Raw genomic sequence first — 12,168 nt, 5'->3', positions numbered from 1 at the left:
CTTTTTTCAAATGATTCTAATACAATCTCTATTACATCGCATGATTAAACAGGTCTCATTTCAGCCTTATTTAAACACTAGAAGCACCTTTTAAAGAATATTGCTTTAAATCTGAAACTTGAGTTTTTCACTCAAGATTTTGGACACGTAAATCGGCTTTTTTTTGAATTATTTTCTTTAAATTTCATGAATTTTCAATTTTTAGCCCGATCAAAATTGAACATTTAATGGCAGTGTGTTATCAATAAATTAAGAACTAAATCTTATACAAAAAGGAGTCCCTCTGATGGCTTACCAACATATTTTAGTCCCTGTTGACGGTTCACAAATTTCTTTTTCTGCGGTTAAACAAGCGGCTGAAATTGCCAAAGTTTTTGGCAGTCAACTTACATTGATTAGCTTAGTTGCTGAAGACCCACTCAAAGATGCTGATTTTTACTATACTTCTCCAATCATGAAAGACTATTTCATACAAGCCTACAACAATGCTGAGAAAGCCCTTCAGGATGCGGTTCAAATTGCACAAGAACAAGGTGTGACAGCTCAGTCTAAAATCATCAAAGGTGAAGTCTCTGAAGATGCTGTGGTCGAAGCGGCTGCTTCACTAAAAAATGACTTGATTGTGATGGGTTCACATGGCCGTAAAGGCTTTCAAAAATTCCTATTAGGCAGCTTTGCTCAAGATGTTCTCAAGTCTACTGAGCTCCCAGTTCTCATTGTTAAAGCTTAATCAACCATAACGCGTCTTTATGTGAGCTGATTTCGCATGTACTGCAAAATGATCCGCAAAAAGACGTACCCTTAAGGAGAAAATAATGAGCTACAAACACATTTTGGTTGCCGTCGATGAATCCCCGATGTCTTATGCTGCTGTTGAACAAGCACTTGAGTTGGCCAAAGATTTAAAGAGTCGTGTGACACTCATGAGCGTGATTGCAGTCGATCCATTTGTCGGAGTCGACTTCTATAAAGTTGCACCAGCCATCACTGACTATTTCCTACATGCTGAAAAAGTCGCTCAAGATCGTTTAGCCGAAGTAAAGCTCTCATTTGACCGTGATGAAATTGAGGTGGATATCAAAGTGATCCGCGGCATCTCTCCTTCTGAAGGTATTATTCATGTGGCCGATGAAGTCGGTGCAGACCTGATTTTGATGGGCTCACATGGCCGTACAGGCTTTAAAAAGATGATGTTAGGTAGTGTGGCGCAAAATGTTCTCACACAGTCTCCGATACCTGTGCTGATCGTAAAAGTTTAAGTATTGTTTTAAACAAAAAAGACTGCCGAAGCAGTCTTTTTTTGTTTAGCAGAACTCGTTCACTTCATTAGCTTTTACTAATCTGCTGATGCAAATTTTGCAAATAATGCTCTGCTGCCGACTGTTGCATAAAAGTTTTTTGAAATAACCCCGAAGCCTGATGGTTATGCGGGCTATACTCAACATTGACTTGAAATGTTCCCAATTCAGCACTTTTCGCAATACGAATAGCAATAATATGAACGGTATTTAAATAAAACCCATCTTCAATTTTAACTAACATATCTGTTTACACTCTACATGTTTGTCTGCCCAATAGCCTGTATACAGAAGCCGAAAAAAATACAGAATATTGAGCTAATCATCTGTTATGCCATAACATTATACCCATAAAATGCGATTCATTTCACACTATTCACATAAATGTTCATTATTTAGAAAAATACCAATGTGAGCTCTTCATGCCGTAATTCTTCAGTTTGCATAAAAAAAGCCAGTCTACTGACTGGCTTTTTTTATGCATAGATCAGTTAAATACTTAACATACCACTCAAAGTCTCACTGACATTTTTAGATTTCACTTGTGGTTTTAACCCCTCAAGCTTTGCTTTCACTTCGCTACGCTGTGGCTCTGCCAATGTGTACCAACGTGACAAAACCTGAAGTAAACGAGAGCCAACAATTGGGTTTTTCTCATCTAAATATTTTGCCAGTCCAATGAAATGATCCACACCAAAACTCCATGTGTTCACTGGGTTTGCATTTAAGCCACCACTCACAGAACGAATACGGTTCGGCACGCCCAAATCATAATCGACATGAGAAGTGAGGTATTGAATGGTTTCCGTCGTAGCACAAGGATGTGCCGCTTGAAGTGTGAACCACTGATCTAGTGACAAAGCCTCATCTTTAAAACGTTGATAAAAATCATGTAAAGCAGCTTCTGCTTGCGGTGCATCGTTCCACACCAAGACACGTAATGCGCCTAAACGTTCAGACATATTGCCTGTGGCTTCATATTGCTGATATGCCAGTTCAAAAGCGGTTTCATCACCTTGACGTGCCATCATGCTGAGCATGATGTTTTTTAGCGCACGGACTCCCATGGCTTGTGAGAACTCTTTTTGCAAATCTGGGTCTAAAGCCAAATAAGTGTCTTTACAGAACTCACCTAACTCACGTGCCAGTTTGTCAATTAAAGCATTACGCTGTTCTTGAATCTTCGCTGGTTCGTAGTCGGTGTCAATGCGGCTACCCAAATAACCTTCGCTTGGTACATCAAATAAACGTGATGCCAAGAGTGGATCTTGTTCAACAAGATCTGGCAGCGTGTTTTTAATGGCTTGAATATAAATATGCGCATCATGACCATTGAGTAAAATACGCTCAAGCAGTGTTTGCGTTGCTTGCCATTGGTTAAAACCATTTGTTTCGTATTGAATCAGGAACGCCAACTCTTCATCGGTATAGTTAAATTCTAAGTTGACGGGCGCAGAAAAATTACGCAGTAATGACACGACAGGTTTCGTGCTTAAACCGCTAAACACAATGCTGGCTTGGTCTTGGTCAAAAAGATATACACCGTCTTTGACTGCATTTTCAAATAAACTGTCTGAGTTTAAAACCAATTGCTCACCTGTTGCAGCATCGAACAGTGCTAAAGCGACAGGAATTGGAACAGCTTTTAGGTTCGGATACTTAGGATGTGCTTTTAAACTTTGCTTAAAGTTTAAGGTATAAGTTTGTGCAGCAGCATCATAATGCCCCTCAGCTTCCAATTTTGGTGTACCCGGTTGGTTATACCATGTTAAGAAGTTGGATAAATCTACGCCTGAACCTGCGGTTAAAGCAGCTACCCAGTCTTCAACGGTCACAGCTTGACCATCATGGCGTTCAAAGTATTCATCAGTTCCTTTACGGAATTTTTCTTTGCCTAATAAGGTTGCCATCATGCGGTTAATTTCCGCACCTTTTTCATAGACCGTTGCAGTATAGAAGTTATTGATTTCCACAAAGTGGTCTGGACGCGGCGGATGAGACAATGGGCCTGAATCTTCTGGGAACTGATGTGCTTTGAGTACCGCAACGTCGTCAATACGTTGAACCGCAGCAGACTGTAAATCTTCTGAGAAAGATTGATCACGGAAAACCGTTAAGCCTTCTTTTAAACACAATTGGAACCAATCACGGCAAGTAATGCGGTTACCTGTCCAGTTATGGAAGTATTCATGAGCAATGACCGACTGTACACGCATGATCGCGGCATCTGTCGTGTATTCTTCATCCGCCAAAACACATGACGTATTAAAGATGTTTAGACCTTTATTTTCCATCGCTCCCATGTTGAAAGCACTGGTAGCCACAATCATATAGTTGTCTAAATCATAGGGACGACCATAGTGTTCTTCATCCCAACGCATTGAATGCTTTAAGGCTTCCATTGCAATATGACATTTCGGAATATCTTTTTCTTCGGCATAAATTTCTAAAGCTACATCACGGCCTTCCGAGGTCACATAACAGTCTTTTAAAACAGCCAAATCACCAATCACACAAGCAAACAAATACGCTGGTTTTTTGGTTGGATCTTGCCAAATGGTATAGTGACGACCTTCGCCTGCCTCGCCCGCTTCAATCAAGTTACCATTGGCAAGGAGCACTGGATATTTTTTATCGGCTTCTACACGTGTGGTGAAAACTGAAAGGACATCAGGACGGTCTGGGTAAAAGGTAATTTTACGGAATCCTTCAGGCTCATTTTGGGTAACAAACAAATCTGATGCGGCTTGGTATAAGCCTTCCAGTTGTGTATTTGACTCAGGATGAATGATCACCGATGTCTCAAGTTTGATCTGATTTGGTGCATTACGAATCACCAACTGCTCTGCATCAAGCGCATATTGCTCTTGGCTAAGTTGCTGACCATTCAGGACTACACTTTTCAACTCTAAATCACGACCGAGTAAAACCAAATCACCCTCAGTTTGGCGCGTCAGCTCCAGTACAGCATCAACTTGGCTATGCTCATCATAGACCTGAATATCGAGGTGAATGCTATCTACTAAAAAAGATGGTTTTTGGTAGTCTTTTAAATAGACGGTTTGATCTGCTTCAATAATTGGATTTGCCGCAATATTCATGTCATGTCCTAATGCTATTGGTCTACAGCTTTATATTGTGTATGTTTTGATCATACGACAAGTTTGCCGTACTGTCTGTGTATGTTGAATGATATTTATATGGGCACGTTGAACAGGCTTTTCAATTCTATTGTTCTTATCCCGCGCATATGACTGCACCAAGTGAATAATAAACAAACAACTCCTCACATCGTGCCGTGCTTGTCTAGCAATATTTGCACCAGCCTTTACACTTAAACAGTGCCATTAGCTCTCTACCATTCAAACGCTGAGAAACTTAAAGACATCAATAAAATATAAAGCCAGCTCTTTTCAAATATCTAACTTAATTTTCAAATCGGCTACATTTTGTGCACAGTTTTTGCTTGTATCTAAATATGCATAACGCATGATAAAACTTAAGCAAAACAAATAGAGGTGTGAGATGTACTTAAAAGACCATATCGTCCGCGTCGAAAATATAAAAATGCTGCAAGCAATGCATGCTGCAAAAATTGATCATAAAGTCATTGCCCTGTTCATGAGCTGTGAAGGGTTGCCATTACAAGCACACGATGTCAGCAGCATTCTAAATCACTACGACACACTAGGGAGTAAAAAGTTGCCGAGCAAAAAAGTTCAAGCCATGATTGAAGCTAAAAAACTAGGTATGGAAGATGACTCTCTACCTTGCCCCGTTTAAATTCTACTAGTCCAAAAAATACGGTGCATGCCGTATTTTTTTACCCTATATTCGCCACTGCGTTGCTTCACCCGTCTAGCGTTTACAAAGCACTTCTGCTTATTCAATTACACTGCAATTTACAACGCCTTTATGAAATTTTAGCGTGTATAATTTGAGAAAATCCTGAGTTTCAAATTCATCTTATGTCGCTTCAAATTTTGCACAAACAACTTGATGAGAGCACGCCTTGTCCACTTTGTCAGGCGGCCATGTTTTGGGTGGATGCTGAACAATACGACAAAGAAATTAACTTTCATGAATGTAGCCACTGCCAACATCGTGTTTTTAGCAATTCCAATCTAAATTGCCACTGCGACAGTTGTTTAGCCCAGCGCAAAAAAATATTGAAAGAAACTCGTCAGCAAGAACAGCGCAAAACTAAAAATCAAAAAGACATTTATGAGTTTGAGCTGGGCCAGCTCAGTTTTATGCATAAATTATTTTTATTGGCTCTATTAGATGACTACGCACAAGAACATACACAACATCAAGAATTTATTGATTGGGAACAGATCAAATATTTTAGCATCACCCCCAATTATCTGTTTCAAAATAGTCTCGTCAAACAATTGGTAAAAGAACAAATCCTCGTTGCCAAAGATTTTGCCAGTGAAGCCCATCAGTATTATATTAATGTACGTTTGGACGGCTATTCTGAACCTAGCCTATTTAGTGTTACGCAGCAATTACGTTATTGGTTTTATGAAAATCTTAGCCTTGGTGTGCCTTTTAAGACCGCGGATGAAGTCAAAAATGCCTTGTACCAATTGCTCTATCAGGAAATTATCCAATTTATGCAGTTTTACTGCCGTACTTGGGGCATTCAAATTGCGGGAAATAACAGTTTCCAAGTGTTTTGTTATCGTTTACTCGATGTACTCGCAGTCGGACAAATTTATTATTTAATCCAAACTGCATTGGAGTATTTATATCAACGGAAAGCCTTACAACCCAGAAATGAAAACTTTATTAACACCAACTTGTTGAAAAAAACTTTACAACAATACCGTGAACGCAGTGTGGCTGAAAAATGGGAAACTTCAACGCTGCCTCGACCGCATAACCTACCATTCAGCAAAATGAGCGAAGTCTTATTTTTCCGCTTTTTAGGCTATGACGAAGCCATTTTCTTCCAGCCTGTCTCTCGTTCATGGCAAAAAATTGAACCACGTTTAAGCTTCTATTCACAAAAACGCTGTATGTACTGCGGTTCAAATGAACTCACTGTAGATTATGATGCTGACCAATATGTGACTTTATTTTGTCGCAAATGTAAGCATCAAGACCACTATTTCACCAAATAAGGGCACCCGCTATGACCCAGCTTTTAGACCTGTCCTTGCTTAACACAAAACAATCGATTCAAGACCAAACCGATGTCTTGGTGGCATATGTTGCTGAAGCTTGGACTGCCCTGCAAACGCAACAACCTTTGGTGCAATGTATCACCAACAGTGTGGCTGCCAATTATGCAGCGAACGTTTTATTGGCTGCGGGGGCCTCACCTGCCATGATTGATAATCCCTTTGAGGCGGAAAGTTTCACCCGTATTAGTGCAGCGCTCAGTATTAACCTAGGTACACCGACATCTGAACAAATGCAAGCCATGCAAATCTCGGCACAAACCGCACAGCAGCAAAACATACCTTGGGTATTAGACCCTGTAGGATATGGGCCATTTTTAAAATGGCGCTCTGAAATGGTAGATCAGCTTTTAGCTTTTCAACCCACCGTTATTCGTGGCAATGCATCGGAAATCAGCACACTTGCAGGGAACCAGATCGAAACCAAAGGCGTTGACAGTACAGCAAGCAGTGCCGATGTCTACCATCAAGCAAAAACACTTTTAGCACAGGCTGAAGTCATTGCCATTTCTGGCGAGTCTGACTATATTCTCTCAAAACAACTTGATGCTGTAATCCAAGTCAATGGTGGTTCACATTTACAACCTAAAGTTACTGCTACGGGTTGTGCCCTTGGTGCATTAATTGCAGCCTATAGCGCAGTCACCAATCCTGTCATTGCTGCACTGTCTGCCCATGTCCACTTTGCCATTGCGGGGCAACTTGCTTATGCCCGAAGCCAAAGCACAGGAAGTTTTAATGTAGCGTTTATGGATCACATTCATCAAATGAAGGCTGAAACCATTTATGAATATGCAGATATACAGCTTATCCGTACCTCAGCCTAAATAAAGTATGGCGAGAGTTTCTGCTTAAGCAACTTCTCGCCCTAAAAACACGTTCATCGCCGCTTCTAGCAGAGTCAACACATCTAATTTACAGATACACATCAAGCCCATACCAATAAAATAATCAGGCGTATGTTGCATATAAAAGTTGATATGACGACTGGCTCGATTTCGAAGCCGAATCAATTGTTCAGGCGTGGTCTGTGGCAGTACACAAGGATGCACAAACACATCATCACTGCGCTGTTGCACATTCACATGACGGTTTTGCATTAGATCAAGTACCTCTAAGTAATCCTCAGGCATTGGCACTTCTGCACGTGGATAAAAACGTTTTGAACGTGAAGCAAACAGCCGATATATTTTTGGCTGCATTAAACTCGAAACAAACCATAACTGACGCGTAGGATATTTTAAACGATAACCTAAGGTCACTCGAATTGCAGATAAAAGTGTTCTGTTTTGATTTCGGTAATCAGGTAAAAAAGCTGCACGCGAGCTAAGAATATATAAGGGTTGATGCGCTGTCTTAAGCTTCAAGATGGCAATAATATTTTGCCCAACTATTTTTCCGCGATGATAAAAACGAATAATTGGTAATGCCACTACATCAGGGTTATACAACAATTGATACAGTTCTACAGGGATTGCATTTGGGAAAATTTGTCGATCAAAAGTTTCAAGCTCTTCAAATAGAACTTGTTTTTTCTCTACTGAAAGCTTATTAAAATCAACGACATTTTCCAAAAGTTGCATGAAGTGTTTCCATTCTTATTTTAATCATTTGTTTTACTGTCATGCTCTAAATGCAATGCTTTGACGACCACAGGTATAGAAAAAAGGTCTTCACCAAAACACGACAGCCCAATTGCGGGCTTAGAGTAACTGCTTTTTATTTAAGTGCATAGCACTTATTTTATAAGCAGAAAAATGCCAGCACGAAGCTGACATTTTTCTCACAATCTAGTTTTGTAATGATTAAGCAGTACGATAAGTAATATTTACGGTCTTAATTCGATTTGAATCCAACTCAAGCACTTCAAAGTGAACACCACGGTAGTCCAGTTGAGTTCCAACGTGTACATCACCATGAGTTTTATCTAGGATTAAACCAGCAACACTGATATAGCCTGCATCTTCTTCAACCAAATCGATCATCCCAAGTTCCAGTTCAAGCTGGTATAAATCCAGCATGCCTGTCGCCTTCCACGTCTGATCATCTATCTTCACCAAATCAAGTTGCTCATCGGCATCGGGAAATTCACCAGCAATCGCTTCAAATACGTCAAGCGGTGAAACAAGGCCCTGCACATTACCAAACTCATCGCTCACCAAAACCAATGAACCTTTAGACGTTCTTAACGTATTAATCGCATCAATGACTTTCATTTTTTCAAAAATGTAAATTGGACGATGACGTTTGATCAAGTCTTTCAATTGCTCTTCATCATCTAAGACATCGAGCAATTCTTTGGCGCGCGCAATACTGATCACTTTATCCAAGCTACCGCGGCACACAGGAAATAAACTGTGCGGCACAGACAGTACCTGTTCACGAATTTTCTCAGGTGAATCATCAAGATTGACCCACGAAATTTGACTACGCGGTGTCATGATCGACGCGACCGAACGTTCAGCCAATGTCAGTACACCGCCAATCATATAACGCTCTTCATCCGCAAAAGTTTCTTGCGCTTGAAGCTGATCAGGATCTTCAGCTTGGAGCTTGCCACCCATGAGTTTCAAAATAGAATCCGCAGTACGATGACGCAGTGGAATTTTCGCTTCATGTTTTGCCGCATTGCGCTCACCAAATTGGTTAAAGGCTTCAATCGCAATGGCAACACCAATACCCGAATAGATATAACCTTTAGGAATGTGGAAGCCGAAACCTTCCGCAATCAGGCTAATACCAATCAACAGTAAGAAGCTTAAACACAAGATGACCACAGTCGGATGACGGTTTACAAAAGTCATTAATGGTTTCGACGCCAACAGCATGACCACCATGGCAACGACCATAGCCACCATCATCACATTAATGTTGTCGACCATACCAATCGCGGTAATCACCGAATCCAATGAGAACACAGCGTCAAGGATCACAATCTGTGCCACAACTGCGGTGAAACCTGCGTAGACCACATTGGTGGTCAGCTTAACTTCGGGCTTACCTTCAATTTTTTCATGCAATTCGGTAACGGCTTTATACACTAGGAATAAGCCACCAAATAAAAGAATCAAATCTCGCCCAGAGAATGTCCAATCTAAGACAGTAATCAGCGGTCGAGTCAACGTGACTAACCAAGTGATGATAAACAACAAGCCCAAGCGCATTAAAAGTGCAAGCGAAAGACCAATGACACGCGCTTTATCGCGTTGCTCAGGAGGAAGTTTTTCAGCCAAAATGGCAATAAAGACTAGGTTATCAATACCTAAAACAATTTCTAATATAATAAGCGTAAGTAAACTTACCCATATTCCCGGATCTAATAAAAATTCCATTATTTCATTACCCCAGAATTATGTTTCTGATTTAAAAGCATAGACCTGCACGGCGACGGATCCATATTTGTGACCTGTTCAACTAAAGATGAAATAATTATGCCTGAGATGTTTGGCTTGTAATAATTTTTTTATGGTTTTTAACAAAATTTTAATATTCGACCACTTATTATGCAAAAAATACATAAAAATATCGAAATCACTGTTTGAAATTTTGTCACTTAATGCCAATTGTCGCATTCTATAAAGATTAGACGCCACGGTCATTTTTTAGTTTTTCTAATTAAATCCATCGCAAATAAAAACCAAATAATTGTTTTTATTTAATTATTTATTTTAATAATAGTTAAAAAATATCAATTCACTACATTTATGATTTCCACGAATGACACTTTTTGTTAAAAACACTAGTTCACAAATCCATTTTTTTCACTAAAATGAAACACGACCAACATTGTTGTAAAAGTGGTCAATCACCCAAACCAAGGATGCGCGGATTGACAATCCGATCAAAGTAATCGAAGACAGGATTCATCGCTATGAACAATGAAAAAGCATTGACCTTCAATAAGACGTCAAAAATGCTTGCCAATACTAGCTATGAAGGCGCATATCTGCATTTAGACTCCTCATTTGATCAGCATCAAGTTAAAGTTGTGGTTTCGCATAATAACCAAAAGTTTGAAATGCACTTGCCTATCGTTCTACAGGACGGTGTTCCCATGGCTAAACTCTCTTTAGATTCTCACCAGAATGCTGAAGTCGAAGATGAAGTTGTACAATTTGCACAAAGCATTGTGAGCTTCCATCAAGATAAAGACGGTTATACCCTGTCTCATCTAAACAGCCACGCTTAACTTTTCTTGATTACTGGCCAAGGTTATCCATTAACAAATTTCGTTTATGGTGATAAATCCAGTAATTTTGTATTGATAAGTGTATGAGTGTTCACATAAAATGTGTTCAAATGATCTATAAAATAAAAATACGATTCACGGGGAATCCGTCACATGACCAAAAAGTACAGTAAGTTCCTACCAGGTTCTGAAGATTTTTCTTTAGAAAGTTTTCCATTTTACTGGGTAACGCAAGTACATGCACAGTATGTACTCAATGTCGATCACGCTTTAAAAAAGTATGGTTTAGATAACTCACGTCGTCGTATTTTACTGGCTCTAGACTCAAAGCCACATGCCAGTGTTTCTGATTTGTCTGACATGGTGGTCTCTAAAATGTCGACAACCACCAAAATTGTCTATCGGTTAAAGGATGAAGGATTGGTTGAAACTTATTCTTGTGAAGACGATGCCCGTATTACCCGTGTCCTTCTCACCGAAAAAGGTGTTGAAATGACCAATAAGATTAATGATCTCACCAGTGTTGTGCTTGAGCAATCATTTGAAGGCTTAACACCTTTGCAAATTGAAAAAATGATGGAAAGCTTAAAACACGTGTTTAAAAATTTAGCTCGCTAAACCGTTTAAAAGTCGAAAAAGTTGAGTTGGGGACTCTCTTTTTCGACTTTTATTTTAGGCACATGTGAACATTCAAACTCTCCAACAGGAAAGCCTTGTACAAAAGATTGAATATTTGGTGATTTCCAGCTAAGCCACTCCTCTAAGCGTTCATGTGGAATCACAATTACTGAGCGCTTCACATCACCTGGCTCATGAAACTCCCGCATCATTGGATGGTCTATGGCATCCATCGTAAGCATGGTTGCTGAACGCACTACCTCGCCTGCTATACGACTGATTTCATAAAGTGCAGCAACAAATATCACTTGCCCATCCTGTCGTCTGACACCCCATCTCTGTGGCTTTTGTTCTATATATTTTGACTCATAAAATTCAAAAACTGGGATCACCCCAAACTGGTATTTTAAAGTGGCCTCAATAAAACTAGCCTTTTGCAAGAGTGTCTCACTTCGAGCATTATAGGTTTTCGTTGCAATACTCTTATCTTCGGCCCATTTCGGTATTAAACCAAAATGTACCTTACGCCACTCAAAACCTAAATTTGATTTGAACAATAAAGGCAGCTCATAACCAGGATAGACTTCTTCGACATAATCAAACGGAATTTCAGGTAGACCAAACTGTTGTACTTGAGCAAGGGTTAGAGGTTTAAAATTAGCGCACATGGATTTTCATCCAACTTGGTGGTTAACAATAGTATGACGAGCTTTATATAGCGAATTGTATAAGGCTTTTATCCGCAGCGTCTAGCTGAAATACTTGTTTAGCCCTACGCTTAAACCCATTCATAGCTCTAAGCAAGCGCCAATCTATAGATCACTATTACCCAAAATTAAATCAGTCTTATTGTTTTCCTCCATAGACATAGTGC

At 39.7% G+C, this 12,168-nt stretch carries 12 protein-coding genes; 7 read left to right on the top strand and 5 right to left on the bottom strand.

The window, feature by feature from the left end:
- Window positions 1-286: 286 nt before the first annotated feature.
- Together MF4642_RS01280 and MF4642_RS01275 are read left to right on the top strand one after the other, a co-directional pair.
- Window positions 287-730 (top strand): universal stress protein, encoded by a 444-nt coding sequence (locus MF4642_RS01280; protein ID WP_004696902.1) that lies wholly within the window; start codon window positions 287-289, stop codon window positions 728-730.
- An 85-nt stretch (window positions 731-815) separates the two neighbouring features.
- Window positions 816-1,259 (top strand): universal stress protein, encoded by a 444-nt coding sequence (locus tag MF4642_RS01275; RefSeq protein WP_078425036.1) that lies wholly within the window; start codon window positions 816-818, stop codon window positions 1,257-1,259.
- A 67-nt stretch (window positions 1,260-1,326) separates the two neighbouring features.
- Here the strand turns inward: MF4642_RS01275 and MF4642_RS01270 are convergent, their stop codons facing one another.
- Window positions 1,327-1,542, bottom strand: coding sequence for a hypothetical protein (locus MF4642_RS01270; protein ID WP_004696898.1), 216 nt, complete (start codon window positions 1,540-1,542; stop codon window positions 1,327-1,329).
- A 247-nt stretch (window positions 1,543-1,789) separates the two neighbouring features.
- The gene (gene pepN / locus MF4642_RS01265; RefSeq protein ID WP_078425035.1) at window positions 1,790-4,399 is read right to left on the bottom strand and encodes an aminopeptidase N; all 2,610 of its coding nucleotides are present in this window, start codon (window positions 4,397-4,399) and stop codon (window positions 1,790-1,792) included.
- Between the two features lie 424 nt (window positions 4,400-4,823).
- On the opposite strand from pepN, the gene MF4642_RS01260 reads away from it, so the two are divergent.
- The 3 genes from MF4642_RS01260 (at window position 4,824) to thiM (ending at window position 7,314) form a co-directional block, all read left to right on the top strand.
- The gene (locus tag MF4642_RS01260) at window positions 4,824-5,081 is read left to right on the top strand and encodes a hypothetical protein (RefSeq protein ID WP_078425034.1); all 258 of its coding nucleotides are present in this window, start codon (window positions 4,824-4,826) and stop codon (window positions 5,079-5,081) included.
- 185 nt (window positions 5,082-5,266) lie between these two features.
- Window positions 5,267-6,427 carry a hypothetical protein gene (locus MF4642_RS01255; RefSeq protein WP_078425033.1) on the top strand — a complete coding sequence of 387 codons (1,161 nt, stop codon included), beginning with the start codon at window positions 5,267-5,269 and terminating at the stop codon, window positions 6,425-6,427.
- A gap of 11 nt (window positions 6,428-6,438) precedes the next feature.
- On the top strand, window positions 6,439-7,314 hold the full coding sequence (thiM, locus tag MF4642_RS01250) for a hydroxyethylthiazole kinase (RefSeq protein ID WP_078425032.1): 876 nt from the start codon (window positions 6,439-6,441) through the stop codon (window positions 7,312-7,314).
- A gap of 24 nt (window positions 7,315-7,338) precedes the next feature.
- On the opposite strand, the gene MF4642_RS01245 is transcribed toward thiM, so the two are convergent.
- Both MF4642_RS01245 and MF4642_RS01240 read right to left on the bottom strand, forming a co-directional pair.
- Window positions 7,339-8,070, bottom strand: coding sequence for a hypothetical protein (locus MF4642_RS01245; protein ID WP_078425031.1), 732 nt, complete (start codon window positions 8,068-8,070; stop codon window positions 7,339-7,341).
- 222 nt (window positions 8,071-8,292) lie between these two features.
- Window positions 8,293-9,819: a TerC family protein gene (locus MF4642_RS01240; RefSeq protein WP_004984799.1), complete on the bottom strand. Its 1,527-nt coding sequence runs from the start codon at window positions 9,817-9,819 to the stop codon at window positions 8,293-8,295.
- A 539-nt stretch (window positions 9,820-10,358) separates the two neighbouring features.
- Here MF4642_RS01240 and MF4642_RS01235 point away from each other — a divergent pair.
- Entirely contained in the window at window positions 10,359-10,676 is a 318-nt protein-coding gene (locus MF4642_RS01235; RefSeq protein ID WP_004984800.1) for a hypothetical protein, read from the top strand.
- 153 nt (window positions 10,677-10,829) lie between these two features.
- Window positions 10,830-11,294 carry a MarR family winged helix-turn-helix transcriptional regulator gene (locus tag MF4642_RS01230; RefSeq protein WP_004696885.1) on the top strand — a complete coding sequence of 155 codons (465 nt, stop codon included), beginning with the start codon at window positions 10,830-10,832 and terminating at the stop codon, window positions 11,292-11,294.
- 5 nt (window positions 11,295-11,299) lie between these two features.
- On the opposite strand, the gene MF4642_RS01225 is transcribed toward MF4642_RS01230, so the two are convergent.
- A complete protein-coding gene (locus MF4642_RS01225) occupies window positions 11,300-11,962 on the bottom strand; it encodes an SOS response-associated peptidase family protein (RefSeq protein ID WP_078425030.1) in 663 nt (220 codons plus the stop codon).
- Between the last annotated feature and the right edge of the window lie 206 nt (window positions 11,963-12,168).

It is taken from the genome of Acinetobacter sp. MF4642 (assembly GCF_002018925.1).
Lineage (GTDB): Bacteria > Pseudomonadota > Gammaproteobacteria > Pseudomonadales > Moraxellaceae > Acinetobacter > Acinetobacter johnsonii.
The sequence above is the reverse complement of the archived record's forward strand: the minus strand, read 5'-3'. Positions and strand labels throughout refer to the sequence as shown.

Coding starts and splice junctions, on each gene's coding strand:
- MF4642_RS01230 (WP_004696885.1), top strand. CDS start 10,830: ATGACCAAAAAGTACAGTAAGTTCCTACCAGGTTCTGAAGATTTTTCT.
- MF4642_RS01225 (WP_078425030.1), bottom strand. CDS start 11,962: ATGTGCGCTAATTTTAAACCTCTAACCCTTGCTCAAGTACAACAGTTT.
- MF4642_RS01260 (WP_078425034.1), top strand. CDS start 4,824: ATGTACTTAAAAGACCATATCGTCCGCGTCGAAAATATAAAAATGCTG.
- MF4642_RS01255 (WP_078425033.1), top strand. CDS start 5,267: ATGTCGCTTCAAATTTTGCACAAACAACTTGATGAGAGCACGCCTTGT.
- MF4642_RS01280 (WP_004696902.1), top strand. CDS start 287: ATGGCTTACCAACATATTTTAGTCCCTGTTGACGGTTCACAAATTTCT.
- MF4642_RS01245 (WP_078425031.1), bottom strand. CDS start 8,070: ATGCAACTTTTGGAAAATGTCGTTGATTTTAATAAGCTTTCAGTAGAG.
- MF4642_RS01235 (WP_004984800.1), top strand. CDS start 10,359: ATGAACAATGAAAAAGCATTGACCTTCAATAAGACGTCAAAAATGCTT.
- MF4642_RS01270 (WP_004696898.1), bottom strand. CDS start 1,542: ATGTTAGTTAAAATTGAAGATGGGTTTTATTTAAATACCGTTCATATT.
- pepN (WP_078425035.1), bottom strand. CDS start 4,399: ATGAATATTGCGGCAAATCCAATTATTGAAGCAGATCAAACCGTCTAT.
- MF4642_RS01240 (WP_004984799.1), bottom strand. CDS start 9,819: ATGGAATTTTTATTAGATCCGGGAATATGGGTAAGTTTACTTACGCTT.
- thiM (WP_078425032.1), top strand. CDS start 6,439: ATGACCCAGCTTTTAGACCTGTCCTTGCTTAACACAAAACAATCGATT.
- MF4642_RS01275 (WP_078425036.1), top strand. CDS start 816: ATGAGCTACAAACACATTTTGGTTGCCGTCGATGAATCCCCGATGTCT.